The sequence below is a fragment of the Streptomyces sp. NPDC031225 genome (assembly GCF_055570355.1).
On sequence record NZ_JBVIHJ010000004.1, the window covers coordinates 99,174 to 114,546 of the forward strand.

Genomic DNA, 15,373 nt, shown 5'->3' on the forward strand with positions numbered 1-15,373 from the left:
GTATAGCCGAGCACACCGCACTTGTGAAGGCTCCTGACGGGGTGTCAGGTAGGTGCGTCGTGGGGTGCCAGGTGTGTGCGTCGCGGGGTGTGCGGGGGTGTGTCGGTCGCGAGGGCTTGGGGTGTGCTGGTCGCCGGGGTCTCGGGGTGTGGCGGTCGCCAGGGCTTGGGGTGGGCCGGTCGCCGGGGTCCCGAGGTGTGGCGGTCGCGAGGGTCCCGGGGTGGGCCGGTCGTCAAGGTCCTGGGGTAGAGCGGTCGCCAGGTCTGTCGGTTTCAGGGGTGCCGGTCCGGGGTGTGCGGGTCATCGAGGCCGTCGGTCCTGGGGTTTCCGGTTCCGGGGCTGCTGGTTCCGGGGCTGCGGGTTCCGGTCCTGCCGGTCCCGGTCCTGCCGGTTCCAGGGCTGCTGGTTCCGAGGCTGCCGGTCCGAGGTGCGCCGGTTCGGGTCCTGCCGGTTCCGGGGCTGCTGGTTCCGGTCCTGCCGGTCCCGGTCCTGCCGGTCCCGGTCCTGCCGGTCCCGGTCCTGCCGGTCCCAGGGCTGCTGGTTCCGAGGCTGCCGGTCCGAGGTGCGCCGGTTCGGGTCCTGCCGGTTCCGGTCCTGCCGGTTCCGGTCCTGCCGGTTCCAGGGCTGCGGGTTCCGGGGCTGCGGGTTCCGGGGCTGCGGGTTCCGGGGCTGCCGGTCCGAGGTGCGCCGGTCCCGGGCCTGTCGGCCCGAGGTGCGCGGCTCCCGAGCCCGTCGGTTTCCAAGCCTGCCGATCCCGGGCTGGAACCCACTGACTAGGGACCGGCAACCCTGGGTTGTCCGTCCCTCGCGTCCGGTACCCGTGACATTTGTCCTGCCGGATTCCGTACAAGCGCATCTGCCGGGCGGGCAGGGCGAGTTCGTAGCGTCGACGTCATGACAGCGACCAGCACAGCCATCGCCTTCACGGGGGCGGTCAAGACCTTCGGCGCCGTCCGCGCCGTCGACGGGATCGACCTGGAGATCGCGCCCGGCGAGACCGTCGCGCTGCTCGGCCGCAACGGGGCCGGCAAGTCGACCACGATCTCCCTGCTGCTCGGCCTGAACGAGCCCGACGCGGGCACGGTACGGCTCTTCGGTGGGGCCCCTTCCGACGCGGTGCGCGCCGGCCGGGTGGGCGCGATGCTCCAGGAGGCGCGGGCGGTCCCCCGGGTCACCGTCCGCGAGCTGGTCGCCTTCGTGGCCGGGCGCTATCCGGCGCCGCTGCCCGTCGCCGAGGCCCTGGAGCTGGCCGGGATCACCGAGCTCGCCGGTCGGCGCGTGGACCGGCTCTCCGGCGGCCAGACCCAGCGCGTGCGGTTCGCCGTGGCGCTCGCCGGGAACCCCACGCTGATCGTCCTGGACGAGCCCACCGCCGCCCTGGACGTGGAGGCACGGCACGCCTTCTGGGCCTCGATGCGGGGATACGCGCGCCGCGGCCACACCGTCCTGTTCTCCACCCACCACCTGGAGGAGGCGGACGCGTTCGCCGACCGGATCCTGGTCGTCGACCACGGCCGGATCGTCGCCGACGGCACGGGCGAGCAGCTGCGGCGGTCGGCGGGCGGCAGCCTCGTCGCCGTGGACGCGGCGGGCCGTGACACCGCGGGCTTCGGCCTGCTTCCGGGCGTCCGGTCGGTGGAGATGCGCGGTGGACGGGCCCGGCTGCGCACCGACGACTCCGACGCGACGGTGATCGCCCTGGCCGAGCTGGGGGCGATCCACGGCCTGACGGTCGCCCCGGCTTCGCTGGACGACGCGTTCCTCGCGCTCACCGCACAGCAGTCCCCGCAGGTCACCTCGACGGTCCCGGAGGCGGTGTGATGCTCGACTACCTGTGGCTGGAGACCCGCCGGACCCTGCGGGACGCCGGTTTCGTGATCGGCGGGATCGCGATGCCCGTGATGATGTACCTGCTGTTCACCAACCTCGGTGCCGACGAGTCCGGTTGGAGGACCGGAGCGATGGTGGGCATGGCCGCCTACGGTGCGGTCGGCTCGGCGCTGAACACCGGCGGTGGGGTCGCCGAGGACCGGGCGATCGGCTGGCTGCGGCAGCTGCGGGTGACTCCGATGCCGCCGCGCCAGGTGGTCCTGGGGCGGGCCCTGACCGGTTCGGTGACCGTCCTGCCGGCGATCGTGGCGGTGCTCGCGGCGGGCGGGCTGGTCAACGGCGTACGGCTCGCCCTGTGGCAGTGGGCGGCGCTCGCGGTACTGCTGTGGCTGGGCTCGGTGCCGTTCACCCTGCTGGGTCTCGGCAACGGCTACCGGCTCACCGGGCAGACCACCGGCGTGGCGAACATGGTCTGCAACCTGGGCCTCGCGGTGCTCGGCGGCCTGTGGTTCCCGGTCGACCTCTTCCCGGACTGGCTGCGCACGCTGTCCACTTACACCCCCACCAACCGCTTCGCCGAGTTGGGCGGATCGGTCGCGGCGGGCCACGCGCCCACGGCCGGCGCGGCCCTGGTGCTGGGAGTGTGGCTGCTGTTGTTCGGTTCGTACGCTGTCCTGTCGTACCGGCGGCACGCCGGGAACGTGTGAGCGGAGGAACAGTCATGTCCTGGTCGCGCAAACTCTCGTGCCGCGTGGACGAGATCCGCGAGGGGGCCCGCGGGGCGCGGGAGCACCAGCGGTACTACAAGGCGAACAAGAAGCGTCTCAACGCCGAGTACAAGGCCTCGCAGAAGGCCGCGCTGAAGGCCGGGGAGATGCCCGCGAACGCGGTCGTTGGCGGCAGCGGTTTCGGACTGCTGCCGTGGCTCCTGCTGGGAATGGGGGCCTTCTCCAACCTCTTCCACCGCGAGACCCCCAACGCGTGGTTCGGCGCCTTCGGGCTGCTCGCCTTCAACTCGCTCTACATCTACGTCGCCTTCCGCGCCTTCCACCAGAAGACCCGCGACGCGCTCTCCACGCGGGTGGCGCTGGCGCTGCTGGGGCTGGTGACCTGCGGTCTGGCGATGGGATACGGCGGCAACTGGCTGCTGTTCTTCCCTCTGTTCGGCCTCGCGACGGGCGCGGTCGTGCGGCCTCCGCATCTGCGCTGGGTCGGTGTCGTGGTGACCGTGGTCGCGGGCACGGTCTCCGTCCTCCGCGAGGGCTGGGGCGGCCTGGACACCGCGTACGGCACGTGGATCTCCACGATGGTGACGGCCGCGATCATGTCCCTCTCGGAGGCGGTACGGCAGTTGCGGGAGGCCCGCGAGGAACTGGCCCGCCGCGCGGTGGAGGAGGAACGGCTACGGTTCTCCCGCGATCTCCACGACCTGCTCGGTCACACCCTGTCGGTGATCGTGGTCAAGTCGGAGGCGGCCCGCCGGCTCGCCCCGCGTGATCTCGACGCCGCTCTCCTCCAGGTCACCGACATCGAGTCGGTCGGCCGCCAGGCACTCACCGAGATCCGCGAGGCCGTCACCGGCTACCGCGACGGCAGCCTCAGTACGGACCTCGACCGGGCCGCCTCCGCCCTGCGCGCCGCGGGAATCGAGCCCGTCGTACGCGTTTCCGGTCCCCCGCTCACCGCCCAGACCGAGGTGCTGCTGGGCTGGGTGGTGCGCGAGGCGGTGACCAACGCGGTGCGCCACAGCGAGGCCCGGCGGTGCGAGATCTCCGTCGCGGGCTCGACGGAACGGGTGCGTCTGCGTGTCTGGAACGACGGCCCCGGGGCGCCGGCCGTCACGGCGGCGACCGCGGGAACGCCTGCCGCTGAGGGCGATCGCGCGGACCCACCGGTCACGCCTTCGGCCCCGACAGCTCCAGCTCCGGCCCTGGGCATCGGCGGAACCGGTCTCAAGGGGCTCACCGAGCGGCTCGCCGCGGCCGGCGGCCTCTTGGAGGCCGGGCCGGGGCCGCGTGGCGGATTTGTGGTGCGGGCCGAGTTGCCGGTCGAGTCCGTGACGCCTGAGGGAGCAGTGGGGGCGGGGCCGGCCGGTGCCGATAGACCCCGATGACCTGGCGAGGGCTGTGCGCGAAGCCCGGGCCGGGGAGGTGGCCAGGGACATGCCGGGGGATGTGGCCAGGGACCTGCCGGGTGATGCCGCACAGCCCAGCCACTCTTCGACCGTCGTCCGCTCCTCGACCGTCGTCCACTCACCGCTCGTCGTCCACTCCCCGCCCGTCCATCGGCCCGTTGGGCTCGTCGCCCGCTCCCCGCCGGCCCCGACCGCCCGACTGCTCCCCGACCACTCCCCGCCGAACCCGTCCGCACCTCAACCCCCCGACCGCTCCCCTCCAATCCCGTCCCCACCTCAACTCCCCCGCCGCACTCAGCCGATCCACGTCCCACCCCGGCTCCCCTCTGCCCCGGCTCCCCATGGGCGCTCCGCCGACCCGCCCCGGCCGGCCCCCCAACTCCCCGCCCGCTCCCGTCCGGTCCCCGGAAGTCGTCCACTCTTCAGTTCTCAAGGAGCCTGCGCGTCAGCGCGACGGAGTTGCAGCCCTGCCGCTCCCGGCCGCGCGCCCTACGCTTGGGCCGTGAACGAGATGCCCCGGGACCATCGCCCCGCCAAGTCCATCCGCGTGCTGCTCGCCGAGGACCAGGGCATGATGCGCGGGGCGCTCGCGCTGTTGCTCGGGATGGAGCCGGACATCCTGGTGGTGGCGCAGGTCGCGGCGGGGGACGCCATCGTGGACGCCGCGCTGATCCACCGCCCCGACGTGGCGCTTCTCGACATCGAACTGCCGGGCATGAGCGGTCTGGACGCCGCCGCCGAACTGCGCGACCAGGCGCCGGACTGCCGGGTGCTGATCCTGACCACCTTTGGCAGACCCGGTTACCTCCGCCGTGCCATGGAGGCGGGCGCCGCCGGTTTCCTAGTCAAGGACGGCCCCGTGGAGGAGTTGGCCGCCTCGATCCGCCGGGTGCTGACCGGTGAGACCGTGATCGACCCCGGGCTCGCCGCGGCCGCCCTGAGCGCCGGTCCGAACCCGCTCACCGCCCGTGAGTGTGACGTTCTCAAGGCCTCCACGGACGGCGCGACGGTGGCCGACATCGCGGACCGGCTCCACCTCTCCGAGTCCACCGTCCGCAACTACCTCTCCTCCGCCATCGGCAAGACGGGCACCCGCAACCGGATGGAGGCGGTACGGGCAGCCCGGCAGCAGGGGTGGCTGTGAGCCTCTAGCCGATCACCTCCGCCGTTTTGTACTCGACGCCCTTAGGCGCCAGGCACACGAACCAGTCGTACGGGGAGCCCTTCGGCGAGCGGATCGCCGGGACGTCGGGGGCGGTCCCGGCGGCGACCCGCTCCACCACGGTCGTCTCGTTGCGGCCGATGACAAAGCTCTGGAACTCCTCGTCCCGAGCCTGCTTCCGATCCCCCATGGGACCTCCTAGATGTCCAAAGGAGTCCATGAGCTGCCAGGACCGTTGCCTCACTCCGAGAACTTTTCTCAAGCCGAACCGAGCCGACCCCAACCCCGACCTCGACCTCGACCTCGACCTCGACCTCGACCTCGACCTCGACCTCGACCTCGACCTCGACAGGACGCAAACCTAGGCAGGGCGGGCAAACCACCCGAGGCAGCCAAGGCACCCCGCCCTGCCCACCCCGCCCTATCCACCCACCCCGCCCCCGTTTCCCCAAGAGAACATAAAGAATTCGTTAGTACGCCAAAGCATCGGAATAGTTGCCCATGCATACGTAGTTCAAGCCACACGTAACCCGACGCCCAGGCCCGGAGGCCTCCCTCACATGACGCACACGCCGACCGACCAGCCGCCCACCCGGAGAGCGTCCGGCGCTGTCGTCCCGGTGCTCGCCTTCGCGGGCATCGTGGTCGCGGTGATGCAGACCCTGCTCGTCCCGGTCATCAAGGACCTGCCGCAGCTGCTGGACACCGCGCCCAGCAACGCCACCTGGGTCCTGACGTCCACCCTGCTCTCGGGCGCCGTGGCCACCCCGATCATGGGCCGCCTCGGCGACCTGTACGGCAAGCGCCGCCTGCTGATCCTCAGCCTCGCCGTGATGGTGGTCGGCGCCCTGGTCAGCGCGCTCACCAGCGACCTGCTCACGATGATCGCCGGCCGTACCCTCCAGGGCTTCGCCATGGGCGCGATCCCGCTCGGCATCGGCCTGATGCGGGACATGCTGCCCCGCGAGAAGCTGGGCTCGGCGATGGCCCTGATGAGCTCCTCGATCGGCGTCGGCGGCGGTCTCGCCCTGCCGCTCGCGGCCCTGATCGCCCAGCACGCCGACTGGCACGCCCTCTTCTACGGCGCCGCGGGCCTCGGTGCGCTCGCGATCGCCCTCACCCTCCTCGTCGTACCGGAGTCCCCGGCGCGCGCCGAAGGCACCTTCGACGTCGCGGGCGCGATCGGTCTCTCCGCCGGTCTCGTCCTCTTCCTCCTGCCGATCACCAAGGGCAGTGACTGGGGCTGGACCTCCGGCACCACGCTCGGCCTCTTCGCCGCTTCCGCGCTCGTCCTCGTCCTGTGGGGCGTCATGGAGCTGCGGCTGAAGGCCCCGCTGGTCGACCTGCGCACCACGGCCCGCCCGGCCGTCCTCTTCACCAACCTCGCGTCGATCATGGTCGGCGTCAGTTTCTACGTGGTCTCGCTGGTCCTTCCCCAGCTGCTCCAGCTCCCGAAGGCGACCGGCTACGGTCTCGGCCAGTCGATGGTGACCGCGGGTCTGCTCGTGGCGCCGCTGGGCCTGACGATGATGTTCACGGCTCCCGTGTACGCCCGGCTGTCGGCCAAGTACGGCCCCAAGGTCACCCTGATCCTCGGCATGCTGATCATCGCGATCGGCTACGGCGCGGGGCTCGGTCTGATGAGCGCCGCCTGGCAGAGCCTCGTGATCGCGGTCGTGCTGGGCGCCGGCATCGGTCTCGCCTACTCCTCCCTGCCCGCCCTGATCGTCGGCGCGGTGCCGGCGTCGGAGACGGGCGCGGCCAACGGTCTCAACACGCTGATGCGCTCCATCGGTACGTCCGTGTCGAGCGCCGTGATCGGAATGGTGCTGGCGAACACCGCGAACAACGTCGGCGGAGTCGCCGTACCGACCATGCACGGCTTCCGGGTGTCCTTCCTCATCGCGACCGGAGCGGTGGCGATCGGCCTGCTGATGGCCCTGTTCCTGCCGAAGCCGAATCGCGCGCCGCAGCTGCGGGCGAGCAGCGAGGAGGACGCCAACCTGGAACGCGCCGAGGAGACGCTCAGCGGTTTCCGCGGCCGCGTCCTGGACGCCGCAGGCACTCCGGTCCCGCGGGCCAAGGTCACGCTGATCGACCGGCGTGGCCGGCAGGCGGGCGCGACGCTCTCCGCCGAGGACGGCAGTTACGCCCTCGTCGTTCCGGCCCAGGGCGCGTACGTCCTGGCCGCCCGCGCCACCGGCCACGGCCCGCTCGCCTCCTCCGCGACCCACGCCGGCGACGACAACGCGGTCGACGTGGACCTGTCGCTGCCGTCGGACACGGCCGCGGTTCGCTGACCCGGCCCTTCCCCCGCCCCGCCCCGCCCCGCTCAGGGTCCCTCCGCCGAGTACGACGGCCGATAATCCTGGCGGGGCGGAGTCGTCGACAGGCTCCGACGGAGACCGAGGGCGGGGACGGGGACAGGATGATCGGAACGCTGTTCAAGAGCACGGACGTGCCGGTGGCGGACAGATTCGACTACTGGCGTGAGCTGATGGGCCGGACTATCGCCCCCAGCGAGGTGATCAGTGACCACTTCGCCGACTACCGGGCGGAGCAGCGGTTCCTTGAGCTGGGTCCGGTGGTGGTCTGGCCCACGGTCTTCGCGCCGACACGGTTCCGGCGCAACCCGAAGCTGGTCCGCCAGCAAGACCCCGAGCAGTACCAGCTGTCGCTGATACGCGGGGGCAGGATCAGCCTCGAGCATGCCGGACGGACCAACACCTACAGCACGGGCGACCTGTGGGTGTGCGACACCTCGCGCCCGTGCGACGTGCGATCGCTGGGCACCGAGCGCGGGCACGTCATCAGCGGGGTGGGTGTGCAGCTGCCCAAGGCGTTGCTGCCCGTGTCACCGGACCGGGTCGAGGCACTGCTGAGCAGGCCGCTGTCGGCGCGGGAGGGAACGGGTGCCCTGGTGGCGGACTTCCTCGTCGGACTGGACCGGCAGGCCGATTTCCTCCCCCCGTCCGCGACATCGCGTCTGGGCACGATTCTGCTGGACCTGTTGTCGGTCTGGTTCGCCGAGCCGCTGGACGCGGAGGCCGCACTGTCGCCGGAGACCCGCGGGCAGGTCATGAGGCTGCGGGTCCAGGAGTTCATCCGCCAGAACCTGCACGACCCGGGGCTGACTCCACCGCTGATCGCCGCCGCGCACCACATCTCGCTCAGCTATCTGCACCGGTTGTTCCAGCAGCAGACGGGGGGCGAGACAGTCGCGGCGTGGATCCGGGGCCGACGGCTGGAGGGGGCCCACCGGGACCTGGCGGACCCCATGCTGCGTGCCACGCCGATCCACGCGATCGCGACCCGCTGGGGTTTCCCCCGCGCCTCGGACTTCACCCGTGCCTTCCGCGCCGCCTACGGCCTCTCGCCCACGGAGCACCGGTTCGGGGCGACGACCGAACAGCAGTAGACCGTAGGGCCGTTGAGCCGTGGCGGGAACCAGGGGCACGGGCAGAGGGCTGTAGACGCGTCGCCAAGTCGCAGTGGACGCAGCGCTAACGACAGTCCCGATGGCCACCTCCATGCTGATCAGGCGGTCGCACTCGACCGATCACTTCAGCTGGCCCAGAGGAACCATCGCCGTCATGTTCAGGAAAACGATCACGAGAGTCGCGGCAGTCGCCGCCACAGCCGTGTGTGCCCTGGCCTTCTCCACTCCCGCCAACGCGGGAGCGACCGCCTACGCCACCCTGCTGAACTCGGGAACGTCGAAGTGTCTGGCGGTTCCCCAGGCGAGCACGGCCAACGGCGTCGGCCTGATCCAGTGGGGATGCAGCGGCAACAGCGAGCAGCAGTGGCAGCTGGAGTGGGTGGAAGGCGGTAACGGTGACCGCTACCTGGTCCGGAACCTGAACAGCGGCAAGTGCCTCGCCATCCCCAACAGCAGCACGACCAACGGCACCCAGGCCATCCAGTGGACCTGCTCCACCAGCGCCGACCAGAGTTGGCTCTGGTAGGAGGCAACGGAGCGGCCCTCATGACGGGGGAGGGCCGCTCCCTGCTCGTCGAACAGCAACCGAGGAACGTTCCGAATGAGAAGATCCGAATGAGAAGACACGTCGTCGCTGTGACGACCGCCGCCCTGCTGAGCACTCCCCTGCTCGCGGGCTCGTCCCTGGCCGGCTCGACGCCGACCGCCGCGGCCGCCGAGGCGGTCACCAACGCACGCCTCTACAACATGGCGACCGGCCTCTGTCTGGCCAACCCGCTCTCCGACCAGGACCCGGGCACGATCATGTTCCAGTACACGTGCAGCAACAGCGACAGTAACTACTGGTCCCTCCAGCCGATGACCGGTGGCGGCTACCACGTGGTCAACAAGGCGAGCGGCCAGTGCCTGGCCATCCCCGGCGGAGTCGCGGACACCAAGCTCAAGGCCATCCAGTACCCCTGCCAACAGACCCAGAACGACGAGCAGGTCTGGATCCACGACGAGCTCGACCAGCTGCGGAACGCGCAGAGCGGCCTGTGCCTCGCCATCCTCGGCAGCGACCCGACCCCCAAGGTGCAGGTGGGCCAGTGGACCTGCGACGCCCTGACCGCTGTGACCCCGAACCCGGATCGGCAATGGCTGTGGTAACCCGCAAGCGCGGCTGGACCGCGCTCCTGACCGCACTCGTCCTCGCCGTCCTGACCGGCCTCCTGATGCCGGGCCAGGCATCCGCCGAGGACCCGTTCGCCGAGAAGTCCGTGTACATCAACACGGTGACCGGAGGCGACGGCCCCCGCACGCCGGACATCATCAGCACGAGCGCCAGCAACGCGGTCGTGGCGTGGCGGGAAGGCCTGCGGCCCGGCAACCGGGACATGGGCTACATGCGGTACTCGTACACCACCGACGGTGGCAAGACCTGGAGCCGCCCGAAGACGCTGGCCCAGGAGACCGACCAGTACGCCTGGCACTACGTGATGCTCTACAAGTCGGGCAGTGAGCTGTTCGCGTTCCTCGGGCGCACCCCGATCGCGGACCCGGGCGACGAGGACGGCGACGGCGACACCTGGAACAACGACGGCCTGCCGATCAACGGCATCGTCGTCAAGCGCAGCACCGACCAGGGGCACACCTGGCAGGACTACTCCGCCAACGTCAAGCTGCCGCTCGACCTCCCGGAGACCACCACCATCGACGAGGGATACAAGAACCTCGCCATCTCCGGACGCCCGCTCAAGCTGGCCAACGGCAACACCGTCATCCCGTTCTGGGCATCGGGCCGGGAGAACGGCGTGCTGATCTCCTCGGGCGCGGACCTGACGAAATGGACGGCCGGCACCGTGGCGGGCGGGCTCACCCACCTGGCCGGTGAGAACCAGGTCGCCGTCTCGCCGGACAACTCGAACACGCTGATCATGGTCGCCCGCAGCGGAGAAGCCGAAGCCGTCACGGCCACGAGTACCAACGGCGGCGCGAACTGGACGGCCTTCGCCACCGCCACCGGTCTGCCGAGCAACGACGCGGCCAGGAGCTACTTCGGCAAGGACAGCAACGGCCAGCTCCTGTACATCTACACGACCGGCGACAAGAACTCCCGCCTGGCCCTCTACTACAAGACCAAGCGCCCCGGCGCGACGGCTTGGAGCGCCACCACGAAGTTCGCCGACGGCCTCGCGAGCGAGGAGGACACGACACCGGCCGGCACCGGCAAGGGCTGGGACACGTACCCGATGGCCGACGAGTACGCGCCGGGCAAGTTCTTCGTCACCTGGGAGTTCGACACCACTCGCATCAAGGTGAACAAGCTGGATATTTCAGGCGCGCCCTGACGTGTGGCGCATCCCGCCGTACCCCCTGTCGCCCGCCGACCAGGGGGTACGGCAGCATGGGGCGCCCACACGCACGTACGACCGGAAGGCCCCCGCCCATGACCGCGGCACCCAAGCCCGAGATCCTGGCCGCGTTCGAGGCGGCGAAGGGATTCATGCCGGTGGACGAGGGCCTCGCCTTCTACACGGCCGCCGTCGAGGCCGGCTCTCTCGGGCTGCCGCTCCTGGAGGTGGGCACGTACTGCGGCCGTTCCGCGGTCCTGCTCGCCGACGCCGCCCGCGCGGCCGGTGTCACCGCGCTGACCGTCGACCACCACCGCGGCAGCGAGGAGCAGCAACCCGGCTGGGAGTACCACGACCCGGAGACGGTCGACCCCGAGATCGGCCTGATGGACACCCTGCCGACGTTCCGCCGGACCCTGCACAAGGCGGGCCTGGAGGACCACATCGTCGCGTTGGTCGGTCGTTCCCCGCAGATCGCGAAGATCTGGAACTCCCCTCTCGCCCTCGTCTTCATCGACGGCGGCCACACCGACGAGCACGCGAGCGCCGACTACGAGGGCTGGGCGCGGCACGTCGCGGAGGGCGGGCTGCTCCTCATCCACGACGTGCACCCGGACCCCAAGGACGAGTTCACCGGCCAGGCGCCGTACCGGATCTATCTGCGGGCCCTGCAGTCGGGGGCGTTCACGGAGGTCTCCGCCGCCGGCACGCTGCGTGTGCTGCGGCGGGTGAGCGCGGGGATCTGAGGCCCCGCGGTCCTCAGGGCTTCGCGTTGATGTCGATGTCGACCGGGGTCTGGATGACATTGCCCGTTCCGACGCCCGGCTGACCGTAGACGTAGTCGACGGCACAGGCGTCCTCCGGCGGGGTGCAGGGGAACGGGGTGGCCTGGGCTACCGGCGCGCCCAGTACGACCGCCCCGGCGACGGCGACGGTGGTGAGGACGCTGGATATGACACGCACAGGTGATCTCATGGGCGATTCTCGGCATATCGGTCGGCCGTGAGCGACATCGGCGGTGCCGTTCGGATGAAGCGACCCGCTCGCCGGCCACCGCCCTGCCGTGCCGGTGACTGGCCGCTAGGGTGGCTGTCGTGTCGTACGTAGGCCCGGACTTCGATCCTTCTTCCCAGCCCCGCCGTTCCCGGCGCCGTTCCCTCACCGTCGCGCTCGCCGTGCTCGTGCCGGGCGCGCTGCTCGGGTGGCTCGTCCACGCGGGGGTGGGCGATGCGGCCGACGGAGGCGGTGCGGCCGACGGGAGCGGGGTGGCCGTGTCCACGCCGACGGCCTCCGCGGCAGCTCCCCCGGCCGCCTCCTCGACCACCACCGACGACAAGGCTCTCGGCGCCACCCCGCTCAGGGGCAAGGTCGTCGTCATCGACCCGGGTCACAACCTCACCAACTTCCGTCATACGGCCGAGATCAACCGCAAGGTGGACATCGGCACGAACCGTAAGGAATGCGATACGACGGGGACGTCCACCAACTCCGGTTACGCGGAGGCCAAGTTCACTCTCGACGTGGCCCACCGGCTGCGCGCGCTGCTGGAGAAGCAGGGTGCGACGGTGAAGCTGACGCAGGACGGCGACCGTCCCTACGGACCCTGTGTGGACGAGCGGGCCCGGATCGGGAACAGGGCGAAGGCCGACGCGGTGGTGTCGATCCACGCGGACGGCGCGGCCGCCGGACAGCGCGGTTACCACGTGATCCTGCCGGGCCGCGTGCACAAGGGCATCGCCGACACCCGCCGGATCGTGGCCCCTTCCGCCGCACTCGGCAGGTTCGTCGCGGCCGGCTTCCGGCACGTGACGGGCAGCGGGCCCTCCAACTACGTAGGTGACGGCACCGGCCTGGTCACCCGCACCGACCTGGGCGGTCTCAACCTGTCGACGGTCCCCAAGGTGTTCATCGAGTGCGGCAACATGCGCGACGGCAAGGACGCCGCCCACCTCACGAGCGGCGCGTGGCGACAGAAGGCCGCGCAGGGAATCTCTGAGGGAATCGTGAGATTCCTGCGCGGGTGACGATCAGGGCCGCGAACCCGTCGTACGCTCCGCACGGGCGGGCGATAAGGTCTACCGACGACGAGACGACTACGAAGGACCTGAAGTGAATATCCGCTCCCTGACTCGGGGCGACGGCGTGGTGATCGGCGCAGCGGTATTGCTGTTCATCGCTTCGTTCCTCGACGTAGCCGACTGCAGCGGCAGCTTCTGCGACACGGCCAACATTCCGAACGCCTGGGACGTTTCGCTCGGGCTCGGACTCGGCACCTACATGATCGGTGTGGCCGGTGCCGCGCTCATCGTGACGGCCCGTCTGCTTCCCCAGCCGCGCAAGGTGGTCGGCCTCGACCTGGGAACGGTCGGAGTCGCCCTGACGGTCGCGACGTTGTGGTCGCTGCTGTGGTGGACCATCGACGCGGACAGCTCCGGCATCGGCCTGATCCTCGGCCTGATCGGCGCGCTGGTGCTCGCCGGTGCCGCTGTCGCGAGCCCGCTCGTCCCCGCCCTCCAGGCAGCCCTGATCCCGGCCCCCAAGCCGCCCCAGCCGCAGCCCTACGGCGCCCAGCCGCCCGGTGGTTACGGTTACCCGGGCGCCCAGCAGCCGGGCCAGCCCGGGCAGCAGGGGCAGCCGGGTCAGCCCTACGGCGGTCAGCCGCAGCCGGGGCAGCCGTTCGGCGCGCAGCCCCAGCAGCAGGCTCCGCAGCCGCCGGCCGCGGAGTTCTCGCCGTTCTGGTTCGCCGTGCCGGTGCCGCGTCCGCTGTTCGCGGAGGACGGTTCACCGACGCCGATCGCCGAACTCGCCCCGGGTACCTGGTACCTGGCCGTCGAGCAGCGTGGTCCGGGCCTGGTCGCCCAGACCCAGGACGGCCGCCGCGGCGTTCTCCAGGACACCAGCGGCATCCAGCGCGGCTGAGTCCTTTCCAGGTCGTACGACGGCCCCTCGCCCTTCCGGGCGGGGGGCCGTTGCCGTACATTCGCGAGCGGCCCGAAGTGCTGACATACCGTCAGGAGGCGTCGTGCGACTCGGACTTGCGCTCGGCTACTGGGGTCGCGGCCCCGTCCCCGGCCATGTGCCGCTGGCCCAGGAGGCGGAGCGGCTCGGCTACGACTCGGTGTGGACGGCGGAGTCGTGGGGGTCGGACGTGTTCACGCCGCTGACCTGGATCGCGGCGCACACCTCAACGATCAAGCTGGGTACGGCCATTGCCCAGATGGCGGCCCGCTCCCCCACCACCACCGCCATGCACGCCCTCACCCTGGACCACCTCTCCGGCGGGCGGGTGATGCTGGGCCTCGGGCTGTCCGGGCCGCAGGTCGTCGAGGGCTGGTACGGCCGCCCGTTCCCGAAGTCGCCGCTGACCGCGACCCGGGAGTACGTCGAGGTCGTACGGCAGGTGCTGCGGCGCGAGGGGCCGGTCGAGGTGGACGGCCGCTTCCACTCCCACCCGTACCGGGGCGCGGACGGTACCGGTCTCGGCAAGGCGCTGAAGCCGATCACGCACCCGCTGCGGGCGGACCTGCCGATCCTGCTGGGCGCCGAGGGCCCGAAGAACGTCGCCCAGACGACCCGGATCGCCGACGGCTGGCTGCCGTTGTACTGGTCACCCGAGCGGCCCGAGGTGTACGCGGACTCGCTCGCCGACGCCCCTGAGGGCTTCCTGGTCGCGCCCATGACCCAGGTGCGGGTCTGCGACGACGTCGCCGAGGGGCTGCTGCCCGTCAAGACGATGCTCGGTTTCTACATCGGCGGCATGGGCCACGCGGCCCGCAACTTCCACGCCGACCTGATGGCCCGCATGGGGTACGAGGAGGAGGCGCGCAGGATCCAGCGGCTGTTCCTGGAGGGCCGCCGTGAGGAGGCCGTGCTCGCCGTGCCGGACGCCTTCGCCGACGAGATCTCCCTGGTCGGCCCGCGCGAACGGATCGCCGAGCGGCTGGAGTTGTGGCGCAAGGGCCCGGTGACGGACCTGCTGGCGCTGGCTCCGGACCGTCAGTCGCTGCGGGTGCTGGCGGAGCTCAACGCGTGAGGCCAGGTTTCGCCCGGGAAATCGCGGCCATTCGAACACCATGTCCACTCACACACGCGGTGGTGCCAATTCAGCCGGGACGGTCATAGCGATCGTCGCCGACATCATGGCCCTCATTCTGGGCCTGTGGATCCTGATGTACCTGCTGGACGCCAACCCGGGCAACGACTTCGTGCAGTTCATCCACGATGCCGCCCGCTGGCTCGCCGGCTGGTCCTACGACCTGTTCACCTTCGACGAGGCCTGGGCACGCGTGGTCGCGGGCTACGGACTGGCAGCGGTCGTCTACCTGTTCGTGGGCCACGCCATCGCCAACCGGGCCCACCGCCACTGAACGCTCCGCTCGGGGTGCCGTCGTCGTCTGCGGCGCCGTCGTGGCTGGTCGCGCAGTTCCCCGCGCCCCTGGGTGGGTACAGCGAGGCCACCCTAGGGGCGCGGGGAA

The 15,373-nt window shown here is 70.9% G+C and carries 17 protein-coding genes; 15 read left to right on the forward strand and 2 right to left on the reverse strand.

The genetic code is table 11. The features are described from left to right. Positions 1–894: 894 nt before the first annotated feature. From ACZ48Z_RS07955 to ACZ48Z_RS07970, 4 genes are all read left to right on the forward strand, one after another. Positions 895–1,821 (forward strand): ABC transporter ATP-binding protein, encoded by a 927-nt coding sequence (locus tag ACZ48Z_RS07955; RefSeq protein WP_468734943.1) that lies wholly within the window; start codon positions 895–897, stop codon positions 1,819–1,821. After that, positions 1,821–2,537: an ABC transporter permease gene (locus tag ACZ48Z_RS07960; protein ID WP_468734944.1), complete on the forward strand. Its 717-nt coding sequence runs from the start codon at positions 1,821–1,823 to the stop codon at positions 2,535–2,537. Before ACZ48Z_RS07955 ends, ACZ48Z_RS07960 begins: the two co-directional genes overlap by 1 nt. A gap of 14 nt (positions 2,538–2,551) precedes the next feature. Further along, the gene (locus ACZ48Z_RS07965) at positions 2,552–3,943 is read left to right on the forward strand and encodes a sensor histidine kinase (protein WP_468734945.1); all 1,392 of its coding nucleotides are present in this window, start codon (positions 2,552–2,554) and stop codon (positions 3,941–3,943) included. Between the two features lie 532 nt (positions 3,944–4,475). Continuing rightward, entirely contained in the window at positions 4,476–5,108 is a 633-nt protein-coding gene (locus ACZ48Z_RS07970) for a response regulator (RefSeq protein ID WP_468735231.1), read from the forward strand. A gap of 4 nt (positions 5,109–5,112) precedes the next feature. On the opposite strand, the gene ACZ48Z_RS07975 is transcribed toward ACZ48Z_RS07970, so the two are convergent. Continuing rightward, complete coding sequence (locus ACZ48Z_RS07975) at positions 5,113–5,316, reverse strand: hypothetical protein (protein ID WP_468734946.1); 204 nt, start codon at positions 5,314–5,316, stop codon at positions 5,113–5,115. 28 nt (positions 5,317–5,344) lie between these two features. Between ACZ48Z_RS07975 and ACZ48Z_RS07980 the strand changes: the two genes are divergently transcribed. The 7 genes from ACZ48Z_RS07980 to ACZ48Z_RS08010 all read left to right on the forward strand — a co-directional run bounded on the left by ACZ48Z_RS07980 (position 5,345) and on the right by ACZ48Z_RS08010 (position 11,644). Beyond that, the gene (locus ACZ48Z_RS07980; RefSeq protein ID WP_468734947.1) at positions 5,345–5,491 is read left to right on the forward strand and encodes a hypothetical protein; all 147 of its coding nucleotides are present in this window, start codon (positions 5,345–5,347) and stop codon (positions 5,489–5,491) included. 195 nt (positions 5,492–5,686) lie between these two features. Further along, positions 5,687–7,426 carry an MFS transporter gene (locus ACZ48Z_RS07985; RefSeq protein ID WP_468734948.1) on the forward strand — a complete coding sequence of 580 codons (1,740 nt, stop codon included), beginning with the start codon at positions 5,687–5,689 and terminating at the stop codon, positions 7,424–7,426. Positions 7,427–7,554: 128 nt separating this feature from the next. Next, positions 7,555–8,544, forward strand: coding sequence for a helix-turn-helix domain-containing protein (locus ACZ48Z_RS07990; RefSeq protein ID WP_468734949.1), 990 nt, complete (start codon positions 7,555–7,557; stop codon positions 8,542–8,544). Between the two features lie 175 nt (positions 8,545–8,719). After that, positions 8,720–9,091 carry an RICIN domain-containing protein gene (locus ACZ48Z_RS07995; RefSeq protein ID WP_468734950.1) on the forward strand — a complete coding sequence of 124 codons (372 nt, stop codon included), beginning with the start codon at positions 8,720–8,722 and terminating at the stop codon, positions 9,089–9,091. An 89-nt stretch (positions 9,092–9,180) separates the two neighbouring features. Further along, entirely contained in the window at positions 9,181–9,714 is a 534-nt protein-coding gene (locus ACZ48Z_RS08000; protein WP_468734951.1) for an RICIN domain-containing protein, read from the forward strand. After that, entirely contained in the window at positions 9,702–10,895 is a 1,194-nt protein-coding gene (locus tag ACZ48Z_RS08005; RefSeq protein WP_468734952.1) for a sialidase family protein, read from the forward strand. Before ACZ48Z_RS08000 ends, ACZ48Z_RS08005 begins: the two co-directional genes overlap by 13 nt. 98 nt (positions 10,896–10,993) lie before the next feature. Then, positions 10,994–11,644 (forward strand): class I SAM-dependent methyltransferase, encoded by a 651-nt coding sequence (locus ACZ48Z_RS08010; RefSeq protein WP_468734953.1) that lies wholly within the window; start codon positions 10,994–10,996, stop codon positions 11,642–11,644. A gap of 13 nt (positions 11,645–11,657) precedes the next feature. Here the strand turns inward: ACZ48Z_RS08010 and ACZ48Z_RS08015 are convergent, their stop codons facing one another. Next, the gene (locus tag ACZ48Z_RS08015; protein WP_468734954.1) at positions 11,658–11,873 is read right to left on the reverse strand and encodes a chaplin family protein; all 216 of its coding nucleotides are present in this window, start codon (positions 11,871–11,873) and stop codon (positions 11,658–11,660) included. A 119-nt stretch (positions 11,874–11,992) separates the two neighbouring features. Between ACZ48Z_RS08015 and ACZ48Z_RS08020 the strand changes: the two genes are divergently transcribed. The 4 genes from ACZ48Z_RS08020 (at position 11,993) to ACZ48Z_RS08035 (ending at position 15,265) form a co-directional block, all read left to right on the forward strand. Further along, positions 11,993–12,922, forward strand: coding sequence for an N-acetylmuramoyl-L-alanine amidase (locus tag ACZ48Z_RS08020; RefSeq protein WP_468734955.1), 930 nt, complete (start codon positions 11,993–11,995; stop codon positions 12,920–12,922). 85 nt (positions 12,923–13,007) lie between these two features. Continuing rightward, positions 13,008–13,817, forward strand: coding sequence for a DUF5336 domain-containing protein (locus tag ACZ48Z_RS08025; RefSeq protein ID WP_468734956.1), 810 nt, complete (start codon positions 13,008–13,010; stop codon positions 13,815–13,817). Between the two features lie 103 nt (positions 13,818–13,920). Then, positions 13,921–14,931, forward strand: coding sequence for an LLM class F420-dependent oxidoreductase (locus tag ACZ48Z_RS08030; protein WP_468734957.1), 1,011 nt, complete (start codon positions 13,921–13,923; stop codon positions 14,929–14,931). 40 nt (positions 14,932–14,971) lie between these two features. Continuing rightward, positions 14,972–15,265, forward strand: a complete 294-nt coding sequence (locus tag ACZ48Z_RS08035; protein WP_389104749.1) for a hypothetical protein — start codon at positions 14,972–14,974, stop codon at positions 15,263–15,265. The last annotated feature ends 108 nt before the right edge of the window (positions 15,266–15,373 follow it).

Excerpts from the sequence above, each read along its gene's own strand:
- ACZ48Z_RS07955 (WP_468734943.1), top strand. The coding sequence starts at position 895 with ATGACAGCGACCAGCACAGCCATCGCCTTCACGGGGGCGGTCAAGACC.
- ACZ48Z_RS07960 (WP_468734944.1), top strand. The coding sequence starts at position 1,821 with ATGCTCGACTACCTGTGGCTGGAGACCCGCCGGACCCTGCGGGACGCC.
- ACZ48Z_RS07965 (WP_468734945.1), top strand. The coding sequence starts at position 2,552 with ATGTCCTGGTCGCGCAAACTCTCGTGCCGCGTGGACGAGATCCGCGAG.
- ACZ48Z_RS07970 (WP_468735231.1), top strand. The coding sequence starts at position 4,476 with ATGCCCCGGGACCATCGCCCCGCCAAGTCCATCCGCGTGCTGCTCGCC.
- ACZ48Z_RS07975 (WP_468734946.1), bottom strand. The coding sequence starts at position 5,316 with ATGGGGGATCGGAAGCAGGCTCGGGACGAGGAGTTCCAGAGCTTTGTC.
- ACZ48Z_RS07980 (WP_468734947.1), top strand. The coding sequence starts at position 5,345 with ATGAGCTGCCAGGACCGTTGCCTCACTCCGAGAACTTTTCTCAAGCCG.
- ACZ48Z_RS07985 (WP_468734948.1), top strand. The coding sequence starts at position 5,687 with ATGACGCACACGCCGACCGACCAGCCGCCCACCCGGAGAGCGTCCGGC.
- ACZ48Z_RS07990 (WP_468734949.1), top strand. The coding sequence starts at position 7,555 with ATGATCGGAACGCTGTTCAAGAGCACGGACGTGCCGGTGGCGGACAGA.
- ACZ48Z_RS07995 (WP_468734950.1), top strand. The coding sequence starts at position 8,720 with ATGTTCAGGAAAACGATCACGAGAGTCGCGGCAGTCGCCGCCACAGCC.
- ACZ48Z_RS08000 (WP_468734951.1), top strand. The coding sequence starts at position 9,181 with ATGAGAAGACACGTCGTCGCTGTGACGACCGCCGCCCTGCTGAGCACT.
- ACZ48Z_RS08005 (WP_468734952.1), top strand. The coding sequence starts at position 9,702 with ATGGCTGTGGTAACCCGCAAGCGCGGCTGGACCGCGCTCCTGACCGCA.
- ACZ48Z_RS08010 (WP_468734953.1), top strand. The coding sequence starts at position 10,994 with ATGACCGCGGCACCCAAGCCCGAGATCCTGGCCGCGTTCGAGGCGGCG.
- ACZ48Z_RS08015 (WP_468734954.1), bottom strand. The coding sequence starts at position 11,873 with ATGAGATCACCTGTGCGTGTCATATCCAGCGTCCTCACCACCGTCGCC.
- ACZ48Z_RS08035 (WP_389104749.1), top strand. The coding sequence starts at position 14,972 with ATGTCCACTCACACACGCGGTGGTGCCAATTCAGCCGGGACGGTCATA.